This window comes from Aestuariivivens insulae (assembly GCF_022662195.1).
Classification (GTDB): domain Bacteria; phylum Bacteroidota; class Bacteroidia; order Flavobacteriales; family Flavobacteriaceae; genus Aestuariivivens; species Aestuariivivens insulae.
On the sequence record NZ_JAKMCS010000005.1, the window covers coordinates 61,011 to 81,931 of the forward strand.

17 protein-coding genes are annotated in these 20,921 nt (G+C 36.3%); 4 read left to right on the forward strand and 13 right to left on the reverse strand.

Translation table 11 applies throughout. From position 1 onward, the window contains the following. Positions 1-73 precede the first annotated feature (73 nt). From MR062_RS07670 to MR062_RS07685, 4 genes are all read right to left on the reverse strand, one after another. Positions 74-1,087: a M28 family metallopeptidase gene (locus tag MR062_RS07670; protein WP_242203558.1), complete on the reverse strand. Its 1,014-nt coding sequence runs from the start codon at positions 1,085-1,087 to the stop codon at positions 74-76. 106 nt (positions 1,088-1,193) lie between these two features. Continuing rightward, entirely contained in the window at positions 1,194-2,252 is a 1,059-nt protein-coding gene (locus MR062_RS07675; RefSeq protein ID WP_262916828.1) for a M28 family peptidase, read from the reverse strand. Positions 2,253-2,376: 124 nt separating this feature from the next. Continuing rightward, a complete protein-coding gene (locus MR062_RS07680; RefSeq protein ID WP_242203559.1) occupies positions 2,377-2,733 on the reverse strand; it encodes an FUSC family protein in 357 nt (118 codons plus the stop codon). Between the two features lie 39 nt (positions 2,734-2,772). Beyond that, on the reverse strand, positions 2,773-3,534 hold the full coding sequence (locus MR062_RS07685; RefSeq protein ID WP_242203560.1) for a DUF3108 domain-containing protein: 762 nt from the start codon (positions 3,532-3,534) through the stop codon (positions 2,773-2,775). Between the two features lie 179 nt (positions 3,535-3,713). Here MR062_RS07685 and MR062_RS07690 point away from each other — a divergent pair, with 179 nt between their 5' ends. Further along, the gene (locus MR062_RS07690) at positions 3,714-4,559 is read left to right on the forward strand and encodes a universal stress protein (protein ID WP_262916829.1); all 846 of its coding nucleotides are present in this window, start codon (positions 3,714-3,716) and stop codon (positions 4,557-4,559) included. A 147-nt stretch (positions 4,560-4,706) separates the two neighbouring features. Continuing rightward, entirely contained in the window at positions 4,707-8,081 is a 3,375-nt protein-coding gene (locus tag MR062_RS07695) for a tetratricopeptide repeat protein (RefSeq protein ID WP_242203562.1), read from the forward strand. Between the two features lie 107 nt (positions 8,082-8,188). On the opposite strand, the gene MR062_RS07700 is transcribed toward MR062_RS07695, so the two are convergent. From MR062_RS07700 to MR062_RS07725, 6 genes are all read right to left on the reverse strand, one after another. After that, positions 8,189-8,605, reverse strand: coding sequence for a DsrE family protein (locus MR062_RS07700; RefSeq protein ID WP_242203563.1), 417 nt, complete (start codon positions 8,603-8,605; stop codon positions 8,189-8,191). 14 nt (positions 8,606-8,619) lie between these two features. Further along, positions 8,620-9,297: a Tat (twin-arginine translocation) pathway signal sequence containing protein gene (locus MR062_RS07705; protein ID WP_242203564.1), complete on the reverse strand. Its 678-nt coding sequence runs from the start codon at positions 9,295-9,297 to the stop codon at positions 8,620-8,622. A 2-nt stretch (positions 9,298-9,299) separates the two neighbouring features. After that, positions 9,300-10,331: a c-type cytochrome gene (locus MR062_RS07710; protein ID WP_242203565.1), complete on the reverse strand. Its 1,032-nt coding sequence runs from the start codon at positions 10,329-10,331 to the stop codon at positions 9,300-9,302. 268 nt (positions 10,332-10,599) lie between these two features. Continuing rightward, positions 10,600-11,154, reverse strand: a complete 555-nt coding sequence (locus MR062_RS07715; protein ID WP_242203566.1) for an OsmC family protein — start codon at positions 11,152-11,154, stop codon at positions 10,600-10,602. A 221-nt stretch (positions 11,155-11,375) separates the two neighbouring features. Beyond that, positions 11,376-12,440 carry a proline iminopeptidase-family hydrolase gene (locus tag MR062_RS07720; protein ID WP_242203567.1) on the reverse strand — a complete coding sequence of 355 codons (1,065 nt, stop codon included), beginning with the start codon at positions 12,438-12,440 and terminating at the stop codon, positions 11,376-11,378. A 50-nt stretch (positions 12,441-12,490) separates the two neighbouring features. Beyond that, complete coding sequence (locus MR062_RS07725) at positions 12,491-14,335, reverse strand: sigma 54-interacting transcriptional regulator (protein ID WP_242203568.1); 1,845 nt, start codon at positions 14,333-14,335, stop codon at positions 12,491-12,493. Between the two features lie 121 nt (positions 14,336-14,456). Here MR062_RS07725 and MR062_RS07730 point away from each other — a divergent pair, with 121 nt between their 5' ends. Together MR062_RS07730 and MR062_RS07735 are read left to right on the forward strand one after the other, a co-directional pair. Further along, a complete protein-coding gene (locus MR062_RS07730; RefSeq protein ID WP_242203569.1) occupies positions 14,457-16,490 on the forward strand; it encodes a FlgO family outer membrane protein in 2,034 nt (677 codons plus the stop codon). Positions 16,491-16,850: 360 nt separating this feature from the next. After that, positions 16,851-17,189, forward strand: a complete 339-nt coding sequence (locus MR062_RS07735; RefSeq protein ID WP_242203570.1) for a DUF4870 domain-containing protein — start codon at positions 16,851-16,853, stop codon at positions 17,187-17,189. A gap of 92 nt (positions 17,190-17,281) precedes the next feature. On the opposite strand, the gene dnaN is transcribed toward MR062_RS07735, so the two are convergent. The 3 genes from dnaN to gldF all read right to left on the reverse strand — a co-directional run bounded on the left by dnaN (position 17,282) and on the right by gldF (position 20,872). Further along, on the reverse strand, positions 17,282-18,400 hold the full coding sequence (dnaN, locus tag MR062_RS07740) for a DNA polymerase III subunit beta (protein ID WP_242203571.1): 1,119 nt from the start codon (positions 18,398-18,400) through the stop codon (positions 17,282-17,284). A gap of 85 nt (positions 18,401-18,485) precedes the next feature. After that, a complete protein-coding gene (gene gldG / locus MR062_RS07745; RefSeq protein ID WP_242203572.1) occupies positions 18,486-20,153 on the reverse strand; it encodes a gliding motility-associated ABC transporter substrate-binding protein GldG in 1,668 nt (555 codons plus the stop codon). Beyond that, positions 20,150-20,872 carry a gliding motility-associated ABC transporter permease subunit GldF gene (gene gldF / locus MR062_RS07750; RefSeq protein ID WP_242203573.1) on the reverse strand — a complete coding sequence of 241 codons (723 nt, stop codon included), beginning with the start codon at positions 20,870-20,872 and terminating at the stop codon, positions 20,150-20,152. The genes gldG and gldF overlap by 4 nt, the downstream gene beginning before the upstream one ends. Between the last annotated feature and the right edge of the window lie 49 nt (positions 20,873-20,921).

A 20,921-nucleotide genomic window follows, 5' to 3' on the forward strand; every position in this document is an offset into this window, starting at 1 on the left:
AGACACTAGAGTATTAGCTTAATATTTTGGAATTAAATGCTTAAGTACTGTAGATAACTTATTTAGTTAGGTATTAATCCAACTTCACACGTTCTTCCCTATTGGCCAATTCCCAAGCGGTATAAAAAATAAGTCGCGCCCGTGTTTCTAAGAATTCGTAGTTGATTTTGTCTGGCGTATCGCTTGGTTTATGATAATCGGCATGGGTGCCATTAAAATAAAAGATAACAGGAATGTTATGTTTAGCAAAATTATAGTGGTCCGAGCGATAATAGAACCTGTTGGGGTCGTTATCATCATTGTAGGTATAGTCAAATTCTAAATTGGTATAGGTCTTATTAACTGCTTCAGCTAGATTGTGGAGCTCTTTGCTTAATTTATCCGATCCAATAAGGTACAGGTAATTGCCTTGACCTTCATGTTTGGGGTCTACGCGACCAATCATATCTATATTTAAATTGGCTACCGTATTTTTTAATGGGAAGACAGGATCTACATCGGCATAGTAGCGCGATCCAAATAAGCCTATTTCTTCTCCAGTAACATGTAAAAATAGGATGGAACGCTTGGGGCCATTGCCTGCTTTGGCAGCCGTTTGAAAGGCCTCGGCTATTTCCATTACGGCAACTGTGCCAGAACCGTCGTCGTCGGCACCATTATTTATATCGCCATTGCCAGAAACACCAATATGATCTAAATGGGCAGAAATAATAATGACTTCGTCCGGTTTTTCAGAACCCTTTATGTATGCCAATACGTTTTCAGAATCCTGTGCATGGTTATTAAAGTATGAAGCGGGAATTTCTTGAAAATAATCACCTTCAGCAATAGGTGAAGGAATATTGTTTTCTATATAATGGTCCCTTAAAAAATCAACAGCTTTTTTTTGGCCAGGTTCTCCTGTTTGCCGACCTTCAAAATCATCGGAGGCATAGGTGTAAAGCATATCTTTTAATTCGGGAGCCGTGATGGTTTTAGCGAATTTAGTAACTGTTTTTTTATTTGAATATGATGCTTTATTTGCCTGGGATGAGCTGCAAGATACCATCAAGACAGTAGAGTATATAAATAAGGCTATCTTTTTCATATGTAAATGCATTATACTGTTAGGTATAGACCGAGTTAGATTTATAATTGTAAATTACAAGGTGCTATAATACAAAAATATAAGCTAATTTAAGTGTTGGTTTTGGCTATTTTAACAATTCGTGGTTTTCGTCGCATGTTAACCTGTGCGTTTGGTTTGCCAATTGCCAAGCCGTAGCGAATATAAGTTGCGAGCGCTTTTTTAGGAGGACATAATTTATTTTGTCTGGAGTATCGGTTGGTTTATGGTAATCTTCATGCTCACCATTAAAATAAAAGATTACCGGAACACCATGTTTGGCAAAATTGTAATGGTCTGATCTTGAATAGTAGTGGTTTTTGTCATTTTCGGCATTATATCGATAATCAAGATCGAGGTTGTAATAGGTATTATTTACTTTTTCTGAAGTATAATGTAATTCTTTGCTTAGCCTATCGGCTCCTATTAAATAAACATAATTAGGATTGTTTTTATGGCGCTCATCAATACGTCCAATCATATCAATATTAAGATTGGCAATAGTATTTTCAAGGGGAAAAACAGGGAAATTGGTGTAATATTCCGAGCCTTGTTTGCCTATTTCCTCTGCCGTTAGGTGAAGAAACAATAGGCTTCTTTTGGGACCGTTACCCTCTTTTTTGGCGGTTAGGAAAGCTTCTGCTATTTCCATAATGGCCACAGTGCCAGAACCGTCATCGTCGGCACCATAGTTTACTTTGCCGTTTTTTTCTATACCGAGATGATCTAAATGTGCCGAAATAATAATTAATTCATCTGGTTTTTCGGTGCCTTCAATATAAGCCAAAACATTTTCTGATGCCTTGGCATCTCTTGAGAGAAAAGAGGCTGGAATAGTTTGGTAGTAATTTTTATCTTCATAGGGAGATACTACACCAATGTTTTGATAGTAGTCTTTAATAAATTTCGCCGCTAACTTTTGTCCTTTTGTACCAACTTTACGTCCTTCAAACTCCTCTGAAGCGAAAGCGTATAAATGTGTTTTTAGCTCTTCAGAAGTGATCGTATTTGCATATTTAACGGCATTTATGCTGTCTACAATTTTGATGCTATTTTGAAGGTTTTTAATTTTCGTGCTATATTTTTCTGTAGCACAGGTGCCCAAAAGGGAAAAAAGTGAGAGAGTGAGTAATGTTTGAATGTGCATATTAAACAGGTTTTATCCCAAGCAACTTACTATTAAAATATTCTCTGGGGCAATGAAAATATTTAATATGCTAGCTCAATTATATTTTAAAAGCAAATATACACATTACAGAGGAAATTACTTACTATTCTATGTCAATATCTTCAAATTCTTCTGATTCTAAGTCCAAACCTTCCAGTTCTTCAATGGCTTCTTCTTCTAGCTGGGTTTCTTTTGTGTCCAAAACTTTGGTTTCTGCAACTTCGGTAGTAGTGAAAACGGCTTTAAAAATGGTTATTGAAAGCGCAACAATAGTTAATAGAAATGTAAACTGAATGATCTTTTTTACTTCTCCTGTTTTTTTTGATAAGTAAAAGGCCCACAATCCAAAGATTAGAGCAGCAATGGCAGGTATTATCGCTAAGTTGGAAATGGGCAATACAGCAAATAAGGTCGCTAAAATGGAAGTGATAATGGCTAAAATGGTAAATAATTTTTTCATCTGTTTTAAATTTTAAGACATTTAATAACTCGCAAGAAATTAATTTTTTAGGCCTGATGCCGATTTAATTTTTAGTTCACCATTACCTACTGGAATCTTAAATTTACCATAAACTATAATTTTATTGGCATCTGCAGTTAGCCAAAGCAAGTTACTATTGCTTCCTTGTAGAATGGATTCACTAGATCCAATGGCTAATTTGTAGCATTCTTTTTTACCTATAGCGGTACTAATAGTTTCTTTGCCCAGATAGGTAAATTGTGCTTTGGTCTCTTTTCGATCAAAGATAATGGTAAAAGATTGGCGTTGTCCTTTGCTCATGTTTTCAAAATCAAACAATCTAATATTATATAGTGTAGATACAATGTCTTTAGTGCCATTTCCAATGGAATTAGATTTGTTCTCTACATTGTTATTTCTTTTGGTCTGAACCGATTTTACTGTTTTTGTTTTATGGCTGAAGGTGTATTTCATGGCCTTGTAGTAGCTACCTTCATTGATATCTCGGTTGTATAAATATGGTGTAAGGGTTTTGGGGCTAACATAGCTTTCGTATAAATCCCTTATTTTAAAAAAATTATCCCATTTGCTGAAAGTAGCCGCTGTACATTTTAAGCGTAATAAGGTAGCCTTAGAAGTCTTTACAGGGCTGGTTTGCATGGTTACTTGAGCAATATCTGTTAATATACCAGACATGTTGTAGGAGGCCGTGTAAACAAGTTTTTCGTTAGTGCCTATGGCCGTATTTTGGGCACTTATGGTTATGGAAAATAACGCAAAAAGAAATAGGATAATACGCATTTGATAGATTTAGTTTTTGGTTATAACGTATAGTTTAACATTTATTGTGCCGAAAATACAATGCTTTAAAGTTTTAAACTAATTTTTAATTTATTTATATTAAAGTGTGTGCTTTGGCTGATAATTATCATATTTTTAACGGGATAGCCTTCTTATATTTAGGAATAATATTGGGTGTTATGAAATCGATACTTTTACCAACAGATTTTTCGAAAAACTCACTGAATGCCATAAATTTTTCGATGAAATTTTTTAAAGATCAAGTTTGTGACTTTTATATAATGAATGTACAGAAAGCTTCGTCGTTTATTTCTGATGATATGATGGTCGTATCATCTTCTGCCACCATTTATAATACCATTGTAGATGCGGCAAAGAAGTCTATCAATAATATTATTTCTGATATAAAAAAGACCCATAACAATAGTAAGCATAATTTTCATGCGATAGTAGATTACGATAATTTTACAGATGCCATTAATCAAGTTTGTGAAAAGCACAATATCAATTTAGTGTTAATGGGAACTAAGGGAGCTTCTGGTTTGGAAAAGGTGCTCTTTGGAAGTAATACGATTCATGTTATTCAACGCTGTTTAACGCCTGTACTGGTCATTCCACATGGTTATAAATATTCTAATCTGTCGAAAATTGCTTTTGCTACAACTAATTTAGAACCGTTCGCTATTGAAGATATGCAGTTGTTAAAAGAATGGGTGAATTTATATCATTCCGAATTGGATATTCTACACATAGCAGACCAAAACCATTTGGCCTATACGTCTTACGATAATCACGAATTTTTCAATGCGAATTTTAAACAGGCCAAACACGATTATATAGATACCACAAGAAAGGACATGTTTAAGGAAATATATTCATATATTCATAATAACAAAATAAAAATGTTAGCCATAAAAAACAAAAAGCATTCTTTTATAAAGCGGTTGTTTACCTCTAACAGCTTAGAAAATTTAGCTTTTAAAATTGATATCCCTTTTTTGGTCTTCCCTTGCAGGAACGTTTGATGAAGCTTTAATTATAAAAGGTTTTGCAGGGGTAGGTAATTTATCCTGCAAATTAAATTATGTTCCTTTTTTATGTAATTCTTTACAATTTAAGTATTTACGCTTAACTTTATACAATTGTTAAACCAATCACCCTAACATTGTACAATGAGATACAAACTTTGTATACTAATCTGTATTGGCTTTTTTAATTGTTCTTTTGGTCAAATATCAAAAATTGACAGCCTTAAACTTGTTTTTGAAAATCCCAAAGAAGTTGATTCGTTAAGGTACGAAGCGGGATTGGATGCTTTTATGTTATGGTTCAGAAAAGATTTGGATTCGGCTAGGGTTTTGGGAAATCAAGTCCTTGGGTTTTCAAGAAAAAAGCATAATAGGAAATGGGAGGCCACTGCATATAGGTTTATTGGGAATACCTATGCGGTACAAGGCAATTTTCAAGAGGCCTTAACCTATTTTCTAAAAAGCCATGAGCTGCATATCCAATTGTCTGACCGAAAATCTATGGCTACTACCTTCAATAATATTGGGACTGTTTATTACGAATTAGGGAATTTTACCAAGGCATTGGATTATTTACTTCAAGGGTTGAAAATTGCTGAAACTAATGAAGACAAAGAAAATTTAGCACGGCTTACCAATAATTTGGGCAATGTCTTTATACGACAAAAAAATAATGAAAAGGCTCTGGAATACCTCAATTATAGTTTGAAATTAAAACAAGAGATGGGCAACAAGCGTACTCTGGTTCATGCTTATAACAATGTTGCTCTTGTATATACCAATTTAAACCAATTTGATTTAGCGCGTCAAAATCTATTAAAATCGGCAGAACTGGCAGAGCAGGTCAATGACCAAAGAGGGGTTACCCGTGCTTATAACAATATTGCAGAAATTTACGCTAAGCAGGGTAAGTTCAATGAGGCCTTAAATTATTTGAATAAAAGTATAGCCATTAAACAAGAAATAGGCGATAGGGAAGGCTTAACCTCGGCGTATTTGTATAGAGGAGGTGTGTATGTGAAAACCAAGAACTATGCTTTGGCCAAGCAAGATTGTGAGAAGAGCTTGGAACTTGCTTCAGAAATGGGAGTGCTCATTGCCATTAAGGAATCCTGTGAATGCTTAAGTACGGTTTGGGAAAAATTAGGTAACTATAACAAGGCTTTAGGGTATTATAAACAATCTATGCAGGCTAAGGATTCATTATTTAATAATGAAAAGACCAAAGAGATCACACGCCAAGAAATGCAGTACCAATTCGAAAAACAACAGTTGGCAGATAGCATTGCGTTTAACAAACAAAAGGCAGAACAGGAATTGCGTCATGAGCAAGACATAAGCAAACAGCGTAACAAGGTAAACCTGGTTATTTTTGGGACAATTGGCTTATTGCTTATAGCAGGGGTTTACTGGCGCTCCAGGCAAAAAAGTATAAAATTAAAACAAGAGCGGAATGTTATTAGCAAGTTAAAACAAATAGACCGACTTAAAGATCAGTTTTTGGCCAACACATCGCACGAACTACGTACACCACTAAACGGAATCATAGGATTGTCCGAATCTTTAAAAGATGGGGTTGCGGGCAAGATGAGTGGGAAAGCCATCGAAAACCTGGATATGATTGTAAATAGTGGTAAGCGACTGTCCAATTTGGTGAATGATATTCTCGATTTTTCCAAATTAAAGAACAGGGATTTGGCGCTGTCTATCCAAGCCGTAGATATTTTTCCTATAGCAGATTTAGTGTTGAAGGTGTCTGGTACATTGGCAAAAGGAAAGGACCTTAAACTTGTCAATTCAATCTCAAAAGATATTCCGTTAGTTGAAGCTGATGAAAACCGACTTCAGCAGATATTATATAATTTGGTAGGAAATGCCATTAAGTTCACCCAATGTGGAATGGTAGAAATTCAAGCAAAAGAAGAATCGGGATTTTTAAAGGTTTTTGTTTCAGATACCGGTATAGGTATTCCGAAGGATAAATTTGATGCCATTTTTAAATCTTTTGAACAGGCCGATGGTTCAACAGAAAGAGCCTATGGGGGAACTGGTTTGGGCCTCGCAGTGACTAAACAATTGGTGGAGCTACATGGGGGCATTATAAATGTAGATTCTGAAGTAGGTAAGGGGACTACCTTTAGTTTCACCTTGCCTTTAAGTAATGAAAGCAAGACTGGGGTAGCAATCGAAAAAACAGAAGATAAGGCCCAAAATATTCAGAATAATATTGTTTATGAAAACAATGAAGAGGAAGTGGAAACCCATGTCCCAATATCAGATTTAACGATTTTAATAGTTGACGATGAGCCTATTAATAGACGTGTTCTGGAAAACCATTTAACTGTTGCGGGCTATAAAGTCGTTGAGGTTGGAACTGGAAAGGAAGCTTTGGAACTTATTTCTAAAGGCCATTTTTTCGATTTAATTCTTTTGGATATCATGATGCCAAACATGTCCGGCTACGAAGTTTGTGAAACCATTAGAAAAACCTATTCCACTAGTGAATTGCCCATAGTGTTGTTAACCGCTAAAAATAGGGTTAGCGATTTGGTTACCGGTTTTAATGTTGGAGCAAATGACTACTTAACTAAGCCCTTTTCGAAAAATGAACTGTTAAGTAGGATAAAGACGCATCTTAATTTATATGGTATTCATAGGGCGACCAGCAAGTTTGTGCCTTCAGAGTTTTTAAAATCTGTTGGAAGGGAAGCCATAACCGAAGTGACCTTGGGAGACCATATTCAAAAAGAGGTTACGGTATTGTTTACCGATGTTAGGGATTATACCACTTTAGCTGAATCGATGACTCCGGAGCAAAATTTTAAGTTTGTTAATGCATATGTGGGGCGTATGGGGCCATTAATCCAACGCAATGGAGGATTTGTAAATCAGTATTTGGGAGATGGTATCATGGCGCTTTTTCCAGAAAACGCTACACATGCCTTACAAGCGGCAATTGCTATGCAAAAAACAATTTTGGAGTATAACCTAAGACGTGAAAAGGAAGGGTTTAGGCCAATTTCGGTAGGTATGGGAATGCATACGGGGTCTTTGGTTATGGGTATTATTGGTGATACGCATAGAAATGATACAGCTATTATTGCCGATACCGTTAATACGGCATCCCGTATGGAAGGAACAACTAAACACTATGGTGCCAACATTGTATTGAGTGAAAACAGTATGGCGACCATTGAAAATAAGGAGGATTTTAATTTTAGGTATTTAGGAAAGGTTAAGGTTAAAGGGAAAAACGAAGTGATAGGGGTGTTTGAGTGTTTTAATGGTGATGAGGGTGCGGTTATTGATTTGAAAATGAAGACCTTAAAAGATTTTGAAAAGGGCTTGAAGTATTTTTTTAATAAGGAATTTCCAAAAGCATCCGCTGCTTTCGATAAGGTGTTAACTAAAAACCCTAAAGACAAAGTCGCTAGGTATTTTGTAACCAAATCTGCAGAATATACCATTTCGGGTACACCCAACGATTGGGATATGGTCAATGCACTAGATGCCAAATAACAAAAGGCTGTCTAAAAAGTATCATTCAGAGCTGTAAGACAGAGCGCAATCAGAATGACAAAATAAATCACTTTTTAGACAGCCTTTATTGTTTTAGGGGCTATTAATTATTGACTTTCCTTAATGTAGCCCCAGCCGTCTTTTTGTTTTTCAATAATTTCTAAGATACCATCGGGAACACTTCTAACGCCTGATATTAATTGGGAAGCGTCTACACTATGGCGCTTCATGGTGCCTTGGCAAATCACAAAATCAATATTGTCTTTTTTGGCAAGTGCCTCTAGGTCTTCGGCTACCACAGATTTATCTTTTAAGACCATATCCATAGCGCCACTATACATAACGACTTCAAATTTAGAATCTGGATAAGCGCTGGACATGGCTTTTACATGCCTAATGGTCGATTCATGTACTTTTGTATTGCTGCTGGTTACGTCAAATACAATTTTTACTGGTTTTTCCTGAGCAAAAACTATTGTTGCCAGTAGTATTGCTAATGCCGTATTTATTATTCGCTTCATCATTATTAATTTTTTTATTATTCACCTGCAAATATGTATCCACAACCATGTTCTTGAGCTCTGCCAAGCGCCCATACGCCAGAAGGAACTAGCTGAATACCTGGAAGGACACCATTAACCCAGTCTTCATATACTTCGGTAGGATCAAGGTTCATTTGAGCGGCAACAGCATTACTATATACTTTAGTAGCTAAGTCACAAGCACAGAACATAGCACCACGTTCTTGCATGCGTTTTATGCCTTCAATTTGTGGTAAGGGGAAATCGCCTTCTTGAGGTTCGTAAAAAGGGTTTCTGGTATAGGGCTCTCCCGAAGCTGTGTTTATTTCAAAAACTTTTCCTAGTGGATATTTTTCCCATAATCTATCTTCAAAGGCTATCGGGATGGCCTTATGCCTGAGGACGGTCACTGCAGTCATGTCTTCATCGGGAGTTCCTGTGCCATTGTTAGTAAGGTAAAAAGCCCAGTTCCATGTAATGGGAAATCCTTTGTGGGGAGTCGACCCATCGTAAACAATACGATGTTTTCCTTTTATATTGTCAAACCAACTCTCTGCATCAGAAAGTTTTTTTGAATCAGGTATAGGAACATCTTTGTACAAAGGGTTTGTTAGGGCCGATAGGGTACTAGCTGTTGCACCTAGTGCAAGAGCTCCTAGAAATTGTCTTCTTGAATTGTTGTTCATTGTTTTCATGATTACTTGGTTTTAGTTATATTAAATTGTTCTTTGTAGTATTCCATTATGGGTTGAAATGGCCCCATTTGGTGTTGTTCAACAGGGAAATTGTCAGCATAAGGTGGGTAAGGTGTAGATACTGGTTTTTTCTTTAAGTCGGGGAAGTCTTTTTCTGGGTTCGATTTTTTAGGACGTTCCTGAGCGTTTATATATCCAGCAACATCATAAGCTTCTTCATCGGTTAATGTTGGCGCATCATAAGTTGTTCCAAAGGGCATATTGCCTTTAATAAATTGGGCAGCTGTAATTACCCTTGTCATACCTGCTCCATGGTTAAACGAGTTCTCTCCCCAAAGCGGTGGGTATTCATAGGCGTAGCCATCGGCAGCCATAACGCCTTGCCCATCTTCACCGTGGCATACAATGCAGTGCTTTGTGAAGACAGCTTTTCCATGGTCTAAGTCTACAGCTCTATTTGGGATTTTAATCTTTAAAAAGCCATTGCCTTTAATTTTACCGTCCTTTGGAGCATAGCGACTTAGCCAATTTAAATAGGCAATAATGGCTTTCATTTCTTTACTGTCTTCTGGCAGGGCTTTTCCATTCATACTTCGTTCCATACAGCCATTAATGCGTTCTGCAATCGTGCCTATTTTATTTTCCCGACCTCTGAATTGAGGAAATCTTTGGATAATTCCAATTAATGGAGCCGAGTAGGGCTTGGTGCCTAAATCTAAATGGCAGTTTTTACAGGCTAACCGGTTGCCTTGATAGATCATTTTAGGGTCACCATTATCGGGGCCTATATATTTTGGGGTGTTTGAAAACACGTCGTATCCGTATTTTATGAGGTCATTATCTTTTGAATCATTCAATTGCGATACATCATAGTTCATATAATATAGTTTTGACGGGCCGAATTTCGATTTGAATACATGCTGTGGCAAAACATCAAAACAGTAAAGCATGAAAATGAAGGTTAAGGCCAATAAGGCTCCAAAGTATATTAGAATACGTTTTATAATGTTCTTGTATGGCTTATATAGTTCCATTTGTTTTTAACTAATTAATACTTAAGCATAACTGTAATCAAGCTTAAATTTGCTTGGTTAATATGTTCTATAGTAAATTTGGTGGGCTCTGCTATTAGGTAGATAAGGGGTGTTAACTACATGTGCCTAAGTCTGAGGAGTAAATTATAGGCTTAAGTTACAAAAAAATAGTTTTGACTGTATGTGATGTGTTTTGGTTTTTTAATGGGTGTTGTGTGCTATTATTGTAAAAAATAGGTACAGATATTAAGTTACCTTCACAAACCGTTTAGGCTTTTACAATTTCTATTGAAACAGGTGTAGGGTTGATAATCATATCTAGTACAGGAGAGAATCTGGCTAAGTTTTCAAGTTGTTCTGGTGTAGCGTCCGACTTTACTTTTAAGGTGAATTTGATACCGTCAAAACCTTTACGAACTTCAGGCTTTAGCCCTAAAAATCCTTGTAAATCCATACTGCCATTTATGGTCGATTCCGCGCCATCAATATAAATACCATGTGCTGCCGCATGGTAAACCATGGCGCCTGTTAAGCAAGACGCTAAAGCATGCAAGACTACTTCTGGTGGGGTGGCTGCCTCGTCATGGCCAAGTAAAACTTGAGGGTGGCTGCATTCCATAGTGAATATTTCTTCTCGAGACGTGTCTTCTTGTCCAACGCCATAAAAGCCTTTAACGCTAGATACACAATGGCCACCATCTATCCAGTTGTTTTTGGCTCTAAATTCAAATTTGGCTAGTTCTGGATTTTGTTGAACCGCTCCAATAGTTTCTTCTAATTGATCTATGTTTACTCCGTTTTTTATATTAACTGTTGTATTCATGTTTTCTACATTTTTAAATTGTTAATTGATTTATTAAATGTTTGATAGATGAATTGCATTTGTCATGCCAAACAAGTTAATATGCTTAAAATCAAATAGTTATTTTTAAATGTAGAAAATTATTTTTTGCGATATATCATAAATTAACGATATTTCGTTAGTGTGTTACGAAGTTTCGGAAGTGTTTGTTTTTATTTTAAAAATGAAATAGAGGCTTTTGTTTAAAATGTGTTTGTATCTACATCTTTAATGAATTTGATAACCCCTTCAAAATAGGTCTTTTGGTCATCATATTGAGACAAATGGCTGCCATTGGGACAATATAGGTAACGTCCATTTTTTACTTCGGTTGAAATCCATTTCATATGCTCAGGATCCATGGTATCATGCTTAGCGCCTATGGTTAGAGTTGGTACTTCTATATTGTGTAATTGGTCTTTTATGTCCCAGTTTTTTAAGGTAGCATCGCCTTTTATGCCAAATTCACTAGGTCCTTGCATGGTAACATAAACTTTAGGGTTTACATGGTGTATCGCTCTGTTGATAGAGTTGGGCCATTGGTCCAGAGGCATTCTTAAAATGTGTGCCGTGTAGTAGTGTTGCATGACCAAATTTAAATACCGTTCGTTGGAGTAATCTTCGTTATTCTCATAAACCATAATTTCCTTAAGTACATCTGGAGGTAATTGGGGAGCCAGTACCTCGTCAGAATATTTTTGGTATTCTGGTATGGAAGCCACCATATTAGAAATAATTAAGCCTTTAAGGTGTTGTTGGTATTTTAAAGCATATTCCATGGCTAAAATGCCACCCCACGATTGCCCCAATAAATAAAAATTATCCTTATTTAGATTTAGGGCTAGTCTAACCTGTTCTACTTCTTCAACAAAGCGAGGTAAATCCCATAACGATAGATCGTCGGGTTGGTCGCTATAAAAAGAACCCAATTGGTCATAGTAATAGTATTCTATACCTTCTTGTGGAAAATAACCATCGAAGCATTCGTATAGTTCGTGGGTCATTCCCGGACCTCCATGTAACAACAAGACTTTTATTTTGGGATTATTTCCTATACGTTTGGTCCAAACCTTGAACTCGCCTTTTGGTGTTTGTATGGGAATCATTTTGATGCCTCCAGTGAACTGATCATCGTGATTGGAATTATCGTGGTATTCTTGAATTGATAGTACTGAATTTGAATCTTCAGAAGCTTGTGTTTCTGTTTTGGGCGAATTATTGCAGCTAACAAAGATTAAAAGTGTGCAAAGCAGGAAGAAACTTCTCATGTTTTGGTTATTAGTGGTTTATCTAACCAATTTACGAAAAATATCTCATTTTATATTGGCCTTTCTATTCCTAAAGCTTTCATTTTAGAGGCGAGTGTCGTAGAGGGGATTTGCAACAATTCGGCTGCACCATACTTTCCTGATATTTTCCAACGTGTTTGTTTTAAAGCCCTTAAAATATTTTCCTTTTCTAAAGCGATTAATTCTTTAGCCGTTAATATATGCTCTTGTTCAACCGCTTTAGGTATTTGTTCGTTAATTTGCTTACTCGGGATAATGGACCGCCAATCAATAGTGCCATTTTGAGAAACAATAACAGCGCGCTCAATTAAATTTTGAAGCTCCCGTACATTGCCAGGCCAATCGTATGATTTTAAATAGGACAGATCTTCATCGGTTAATGGAATTATTGGTTTATTAAGCTTTTTTGAAAACTGATCGATCATCTCTTGTGCGATCAAGTAAATATCGTTGCCTCTCATTCTTAACGCGGGAACTTCAATTGGAAACACATTTAAGCGATAGTATAAATCTTCCCTAAACTTTCCTGCTCTAGAGAATTCCAATAGATTGCGATGGGTAGCAGCAATGATCCTTACGTCTACTTTTATGGTTTCGGAGCTACCCACGGGGTCAAATTCACCTTCTTGGATAACCCTAAGCAATTTGGGCTGTAATTCTAAGGGGAGTTCGCCAATTTCATCCAAAAAGATGGTGCCTTTATCGGCTAATAGAAACCGACCTTTTCTACTGCTGGTCGCTCCAGTGAACGCGCCTTTTTCATGGCCAAACAATTCGCTTTCAATAAGATTGGTAGGGATGGCGCCACAGTTTATCCGTATAAGGGGTTTGTCGTTTCTGTGACTTTCTTTATGTATGGCCCTGGCCACCAATTCTTTTCCCGTTCCCGTTTCGCCCTGAATTAACACTGTGGCATCTGTTTTGGCAACTTGGTGGATAAGGTTTAAAACAGACTTCATACTCTTATCTTCGGCAATAATCCCATAACTACTCGTAAGTTCTTGAATTTCTTCCTCTAAATATTTTGTTTTATTGGTTAGGAGGGCAATAGTTTCTTCAGCGTTTAATCGGTCTTCAATATTTCTTAAAATAAGGGTATAGTAATTGTCTTTATCGGTACCATACTTGCTTATGGTGCCTTCATTCAAGGTTTCGGTTTCATTAGAGCCTATCACTTTTATTATGCTCGGCAGATATTTATTTGTAAACCCTTTGGAAGCTTCCATTTTTACGGTATCCTCTATTAATTGGGCGCTTTCATTACCTAAAAAGTACAGCACATTACGTTGTAGGACATCGTTATTTTCAAGTAGTTTGTTGGCGGAAGCGTTTGTTAACACAATTTTAAAATCGCTATCGAACATGATAATGGCATCCATTGCACCATTTAAAAGCCCATTCATTTTGCTGTTGGCTATTTCAATGGCTTGTTTTGAAGAAGCCAAACGTTCCTGGATGGTGTCCAGTTCCCGGTGGCGTTTAATCATAACCGCTAAAATGCCTTGGGCAAATCCACTGTCCTTTGTCATCAAATCTAAAAAATGTTCGCGTTCAATTTTTAAGACTTGGGTTTTTTCAATAGCCGTTATGGATGCAGATCGGGTATTGTTGTCTATTAAGGCATACTCCCCAAAGCAGTGCCCCGCTGTAAGTGTGTCGTAAATATGGTCCTTATCATGCACTTTAACGGCTCCAGAAACAATGGCGTACATGGCATGGCCTACATCCCCTTTTTTAAAAACAGTTTCATTTTTAATATAGGTTTCTTCAGTAATATTTTGACTTAACTGAAGCAAAGATGCTTTGGAAACCTCTGAAAAAAAAGGAATTTCCGATAGGAACTCTATAATATTTTTTGATGTGGTTTTCTGCATAATCCTATAAATGACTAGGTTAAAGATAAAAATATTAAATAGGATTTAGAACTTTGGTTTTCTAAAATGCCTCCTTTTAAAGATATTTAATTAAATTTAGAGTTAAACTCAACATTTTAAAATGGCACAGCACAGGCAACTTGGAGCTATCATGTTTACCGATATAGAAGGCTATACTTCATTAATGCAAAATGATGAAATGGAAGCGATGGTAATAAGGAAAAGACATCGGGAAATATTTGACACTGTTACAGAACGGTTTAATGGAGAGCTTATCCAATATTTTGGGGATGGTACTTTAAGTATTTTTAGAAGTTCTGTTGAGGCTATTAAATGTGGTATTGAGCTACAAAATGCCTTTATGAGTGAACCAAAAATACCCGTTAGAATTGGTGTTCATGTTGGCGATATTGTTAGAACAGAATCCGATATTATAGGAGACGCCGTTAATATAGCTTCAAGGATAGAATCTCTTGGCGTAGCAGGAAGCATATTAATTTCAGATAAAGTTAATGACCAGATTAGAAACCAAAGGGATATAACAACCCAGTTTATTGATGCTGTCGATTTTAAGAACGTTAATAAAGTTATTCCTGTTTTTGCAGTAACTAATGGGGATTTGGTAGTTCCGGAAAAAAATAGCCTTAAAGGGAAAACGAAACCAAAAGATTCTGAAGTCTATAAAAGCTATCGAAAAAAGAGTCTTTACACGTTAGCTGCTTTATCGTTAATAATCTTGGTGCTTATGTACTTCATCATGAAAAAAAGTACAGCCTATGAACTAAGGGAACCAACCTTAGCCGTACTTCCTTTTAACGATATGAGTAATAGTGGCAGTTCCAATATTTTTGCTGATGGGATTACCGAAGATATCATAACACATTTATCAAAAATCCAACATATTCAGGTTATTTCAAGAGCCTCGTCGATGCACTATAAAGGAACGGATAAATCCATAAAGGAAATAGCCAAAGAGTTGGGGGTTAATTATATTTTAGAAGGTAGTGTACGTGTTAACGACAATCAGGTACGTGTTAATGCAAATTTGGTCGATGCTTCCAGTAATAAAAATTTGTGGGCCAATAATTACGATAATACCTTGGTGCAAATATTTAAAATACAAACCAATGTATCCAAGGATATAGCCAATACTCTGCAGATTACATTAAGTGATACAGAACAATCGCGGTTGGACAACGAACCTACTAAGAACCCCGAGGCTTACAAGGTCTTTAAGGAAGCGCAGACATTTTTGCACAGGGGAGGGGGAAAAGTAGAAGAATTAAAAAATGCAGAAAATTTATTTAAAAAAGCTATTGATCTGGATCCTAATTTCTGTAGGGCTTATGTAGGTGTGGCCGAAACTTATCTTGAATATATATTTTGGGGCAGGGAGTCCCCAAAAAAGATGTTGGAATTAGCTTCTACACCAGCATTAAAGGCCTTGGCCATTAACTCTAACGATGGAGGGACTTTTGGGGCATTAGGAGCGATAAGTTACTATAAGTATGAAAAGGAAACGGCAATCCTTTACTTAAAAAAGGCTATTGAAATTAACCCCAGTTATGTAGGAGCTTATAATAAGCTGGCCTGGATCTATACTTTTGAGGGAAACTTGGAGTTAATGGAGGAGTATTTTAATAAGGTATTGAAACTGGATCCTCTATCACCCAAATATATTGGTGATATGGGGCAGGCCTATTATTATTTAAGGGAGTTTCAAAAAACTATAGATATGATGGACGAAGCTTTAAAAATTTTTCCAAATGACAATATGCTATTGTGGATGAAAGCTTCTAATCTTTCTGGATTGGGGAAATATAAAGAAGCTATAGCACTGTATACCTCAAGAAGTGTGGCGTCCCATACCAATTGGATGTTGGGGTATTGCTATGGTATGATAGGAGAACATGAAAAAGCTAAAAAAATATTGGAATATCAACTGGATAAAAGTGAACTGATGTATGTGCCTCCTTATATGATTGCTACAATATATATGGGCTTGGGTGATGTTGAGAATGCTTTAACCTGGTTGGAAAAAGACTATGAAGTAGGGGGGCAAGGGCTTTTCTTTTGGGGCTTGAAACAGGATATTAAATTCGATTCCTTAAAAGACGAACCAAGGTTCCAGGCCTTATTAAATAAGGTGCCTTAGAATTTTCTTTAATCGAAAAGAATTCCCCGTATGTTTGCATCGGGGTTTCCGTTGAACCTGCCTGCCGGCAGGCAGGCCTGCAATTCCATTGTAGTTACTTTAGTTTCTATAAACTATTTGCATACTGACTGTCATTTCGAATCTTTCGACTGTCGCTCAAGACAGGCTAAAGTGAGAAATCTCATCATACATCAAAATTATGAGATTCCTCTTCGTGCCTCATTCGGAATGACAACACCAGCTCCAAAAGAATTTCATTCTTTGTTTAGAACTATGGCTTTTTAATCCATAATGTTTTATTTTTTGTAACATTATGGAATTAGTTGCGTCATACAGATGTCAATCAAAATAATCATTGTCATGAGAGAAGATAATCAACTTATAGTCATTACCCACTTAAGCCAGTTAATAACCCTGGTTGTAGGCTTCGGGAGTTTGTTGTTGCCCTTGATATTGTGGCTCACACAAAAAGAAAAAGTGTATAAAATGGATGAACACGGCAAAAACATAGTTAACTTTCAATTGAGCCTACTTGTTTATTGCCTTATATGCATCCCTTTAATTTTATTATTTGGTTTGGGTATCTTAGGTTTTATAGTATTAGGAATCATATCTGTAGTATTTCCTATAGTAAATGCTATTAAAGCCAGTAAAGGCGAAACGCCCCAATACCCCTTATCTCTTAATTTTATTAGTTAGTTTTTGTTAGTATGAGATAAGCAAAACGCTCACCATTTGGTGAGCGTTTTTTATTTATTAACAATTAAAAAACTTTTGGATATATACTTGTTTTAAGAATTCAGCATCACAGGCATTACCAACATGGTAATTTGTTCGCCTTCGTCCAACCCGTCAATAGGTGTTAAAATTCCTGCTCTGTTGGGTAAGCTCATTTCCAGCTGAACGTCATCTGAACCTAAGTTATTAAGCATTTCGGTTAGAAAACGCGAATTGAAGCCAATTTGCATGTCATCCCCTTGATAATCGCAGGTTAAACGTTCTTCGGCTTTGTTGCTGTAATCAATATCTTCGGCAGAAATATTAAGCTCTGCACCAGCAATTTTTAAACGGATTTGATGTGTTGTCTTATTAGAGAAAATACTAACACGACGTACAGAATTTAAAAATTGGTTACGTGCAATGGTTAATTTATTTGGATTTTCCTTAGGAATAACCGCTTCGTAATTAGGATATTTGCCATCAATTAAACGACAGATCAATTCTGAGTTTTCAAACGTAAACTTAGCATTGGAGTCATTGTATTCAATAGTAACTTCTTCTTCGCTTCCAGCTAAAATACCCTTTAAAAGATTTAAAGGTTTTTTAGGCATAATGAATTCAGCTACTTGATCGGCCTTGATATCTTCACGGGTATATTTTACCAATTTATGTGCATCGGTAGCAACAAAAGTCAATCCTTGGTTTGTGAATTGAAAAAAGACCCCGCTCATTACTGGACGTAAATCGTCATTTCCTGCGGCAAATATAGTTTTGCTAATAGCAGTAGCTAATACGTCGCCCAAAACCACCGTTTTACTAGGGTCTTCTAAAGATACTGCTTTAGGAAACTCATTGCCATCGGCATAAGCTAAGGCGTATTTACCGTGGTTAGAGCTTATTTCAATAGTATTATTATCCTCTACAACAAATGTTAAGGGTTGCTCGGGAAAGGTCTTTAAGGTGTCTAAAAGTAAGCGCGCCGGAATGGCAATGCTACCTTCGCTATCGCTCTCTACATCTAGGGTAGAAGACATGGTAGTTTCTAAATCACTTGCAGAAACGGTAAGTTTGGATTGCTCCAATTCAAACAAAAAATTATCTAATATAGGTAAGGTGTTTGAGTTGTTGATTACCCCACCTAAAGTTTGCAATTGTTTTAATAAATAGGTACTAGAAACTATAAATTTCATTTATAAATAAAGTATTTTAATTTTAAAAAAGCTATCTACAAATATATTCGATACCATCTAATATAGGAAACAAACTTATCAACATTTAGGCAGCGTATTTTTTCTTTCTGTAGTAATTAAATGCTAAACCAAAAAGCGCTAATAAAGCTAGTGGTAATGCAGTATTCAAGAGTTGCCATTTGGTTTTTTCTTCTGCTATTTTTTGAGGATTTAAAAAAGCAACAGCTATTTCTTTGGTCCGAATGTTTATAAGTCCATCATCGTCCAGTAAGTAATTTACCGCATTCAATAAAAATTCTTTGTTACCAATGGCTTGGTTACTCGAACGGTCAAAATCCAAAGGTAAGGGGCGGTTTCTGTCTATATCATTTTTAACTACATCGCCATCGGCAACTACAATTAGTTTAGTTGATGGACTTTGATTTTTTTCTGTTACCAGTTTAAATGGCTTGATGCGATTATTGTAAACCGAAGTAAACTCGCCTTCCAAAAGTACCGCAAGGACTTGGTTGCCTTTATTGAACAATGCAGGGTCTTGCTTTTCTGTAGCGTTTTCCAATCGTATTTCTTTGGGCGTACCTTCCAATCGGGTTAGTTTTGAGCTTTGCAACAAAATGGTTTTTTGTATGCTGTTTTTTAAAGTATCGATTTGATTGGCAAAATCAAATTTCACCAAGTTTAAATTACTTGTAATGGGATGATTGGGATTGGCAGATGCTAAAGGTGAATAAGGCCATTGTAAGCGCATAAACTGGGTATCGTTACCACTACCGGTGGCGAGCATAATTGGTGCAGAGTAAAGGTCGCTTAGCAGAACAGGGTTAATACGAACGCCGTATTTAAAAAGGAAATCGGTAAGGTTTAAATCTCGGGAAACGGCAAAATTGGTACCAGCATCGTTTTGCAAACTGTCCTTTTCCATGGCTACGGCATCAATAAGCCATAAGCTCTTGCCGCCATTCATGGTATATTGATCCAGAACCAGTTTTTCTTCTTCAGAAAAAGCTTCGGTAGGTTTGGCGTTGATAATTAAATTGAAAGCCTCCAGATCTTTAAGCGTTTTTTGTGGATTGGCAGAAACACTATCTAGAGTAAAAGGCGCAATAAAGTAGTATTCGCTTAGTTTTTTTAAAAAGTCGGCAATATATTGGTCTTTTAACTGTCCGTTACCTTTTAAAACAGCAATTTTACGACGCTTGGGTTGGGTAAGTTTACTAAAGCCATCAGCAAAGGCATACTCAAGATGCTGTACCGAATTACTAACCAGTTCTTGTTGCGTACTTCCAATTTTATTTTTAATAAGTGGAATGCTAACGGTTACACCATTATAACTTGCCAAAGCCCAAGGAAAAATAATGGCTTGCGATGCTTTGCCGTTTTCCTGAACATTCATTCGCATGGGGGTTAACCCACGTTGGGTTAAGGCTTGTATGTTTTGGTCTATATTATTTTCATTCTCAAGCGGATCGATGAACTTGTAAATAACCTTGTTGTTTTTAGCAGAAAACTCCTCCAGTAACTGGCGGGTTTCATTTTGCAGTCGGCGAAATTCAGAAGGAAAATCGTTACCTTCTAAAAAAACATCGATTTCAATAGGTGATGCTACTTCATCTATAATATTAACGGTGGCTTGGCTTAAGGTATAGCGTGAATCTTCGGTTAAATCGAAACGCTTGTATAGTTTACTGCTTAAAAAGTTAACAGTAACAATAGCTATTAATAATAGGCCGATATGTTTTAGGTTGCTGTTCACTTTTTATTTGTTCTGCTTAGGTTTTGTTTGGTTAACATAATAAAAAAAGTACTAACACTTAAAAAATAGATAATATCCCGAGTGTCCAATACACCACGGCTCATGCTCTTATAGTGGTAGCTCATGCCCAATTGTTCGATAAAAAGACTAGACGTGAAGTCTGCGATACCTTCAAAACCAATATAAAACAAAAAGCAAAGGAATACCGAAACAATAAACGCTACAATTTGATTGTCGGACAAGGTAGAGCCAAACACACCTATGGCGGTATAGGCAGCTACTAAAAACAGTAATCCGAAATAGGAACCCAAGGTACTACCAACATCTAAATTACCAATAGGATTTCCCAATTCGTAAACCGAATACACATATAGTAATGTAGGTAAGAGTGCAATAATAATTAAGATAAAAGCACCAAAATACTTACCTAAAACAATATTGATGTGCGAAATGGGTTTCGTCAATAATAATTCTAAAGTGCCTTGCTTTTTTTCATCGGAAAAACTACGCATGGTTACCGCTGGAATAAGAAAGATCAATATCCAGGGCGCTAATAAAAAGAAAGAAGACAGGTCTGCAAAGCCATAATCTAATATATTGAACTCCCCTTTGAACAACCAAAGAAATAAGCCATTTAGCAATAAAAAAATGGCAATGACCAAATAACCTATGGGCGAAGCAAAAAATGAGTTTATTTCTTTTTTAAGTATGGCAAACATTACATTTGATTAACGATTAACGATTAACGATTAACGATTAATAATTAAA

Bases quoted from the DNA above. Each gene is read 5' to 3' on its own strand.
- MR062_RS07680 (WP_242203559.1), bottom strand. From the start codon at position 2,733: ATGAAAAAATTATTTACCATTTTAGCCATTATCACTTCCATTTTAGCG.
- MR062_RS07725 (WP_242203568.1), bottom strand. From the start codon at position 14,335: ATGCAGAAAACCACATCAAAAAATATTATAGAGTTCCTATCGGAAATT.
- MR062_RS07670 (WP_242203558.1), bottom strand. From the start codon at position 1,087: ATGAAAAAGATAGCCTTATTTATATACTCTACTGTCTTGATGGTATCT.
- MR062_RS07735 (WP_242203570.1), top strand. From the start codon at position 16,851: ATGAGAGAAGATAATCAACTTATAGTCATTACCCACTTAAGCCAGTTA.
- MR062_RS07715 (WP_242203566.1), bottom strand. From the start codon at position 11,154: ATGAATACAACAGTTAATATAAAAAACGGAGTAAACATAGATCAATTA.
- MR062_RS07685 (WP_242203560.1), bottom strand. From the start codon at position 3,534: ATGCGTATTATCCTATTTCTTTTTGCGTTATTTTCCATAACCATAAGT.
- MR062_RS07710 (WP_242203565.1), bottom strand. From the start codon at position 10,331: ATGGAACTATATAAGCCATACAAGAACATTATAAAACGTATTCTAATA.
- MR062_RS07690 (WP_262916829.1), top strand. From the start codon at position 3,714: ATGAAATCGATACTTTTACCAACAGATTTTTCGAAAAACTCACTGAAT.
- MR062_RS07695 (WP_242203562.1), top strand. From the start codon at position 4,707: ATGAGATACAAACTTTGTATACTAATCTGTATTGGCTTTTTTAATTGT.
- MR062_RS07700 (WP_242203563.1), bottom strand. From the start codon at position 8,605: ATGATGAAGCGAATAATAAATACGGCATTAGCAATACTACTGGCAACA.
- MR062_RS07675 (WP_262916828.1), bottom strand. From the start codon at position 2,252: ATGCACATTCAAACATTACTCACTCTCTCACTTTTTTCCCTTTTGGGC.
- MR062_RS07730 (WP_242203569.1), top strand. From the start codon at position 14,457: ATGGCACAGCACAGGCAACTTGGAGCTATCATGTTTACCGATATAGAA.
- MR062_RS07705 (WP_242203564.1), bottom strand. From the start codon at position 9,297: ATGAAAACAATGAACAACAATTCAAGAAGACAATTTCTAGGAGCTCTT.
- dnaN (WP_242203571.1), bottom strand. From the start codon at position 18,400: ATGAAATTTATAGTTTCTAGTACCTATTTATTAAAACAATTGCAAACT.
- gldF (WP_242203573.1), bottom strand. From the start codon at position 20,872: ATGTTTGCCATACTTAAAAAAGAAATAAACTCATTTTTTGCTTCGCCC.
- MR062_RS07720 (WP_242203567.1), bottom strand. From the start codon at position 12,440: ATGAGAAGTTTCTTCCTGCTTTGCACACTTTTAATCTTTGTTAGCTGC.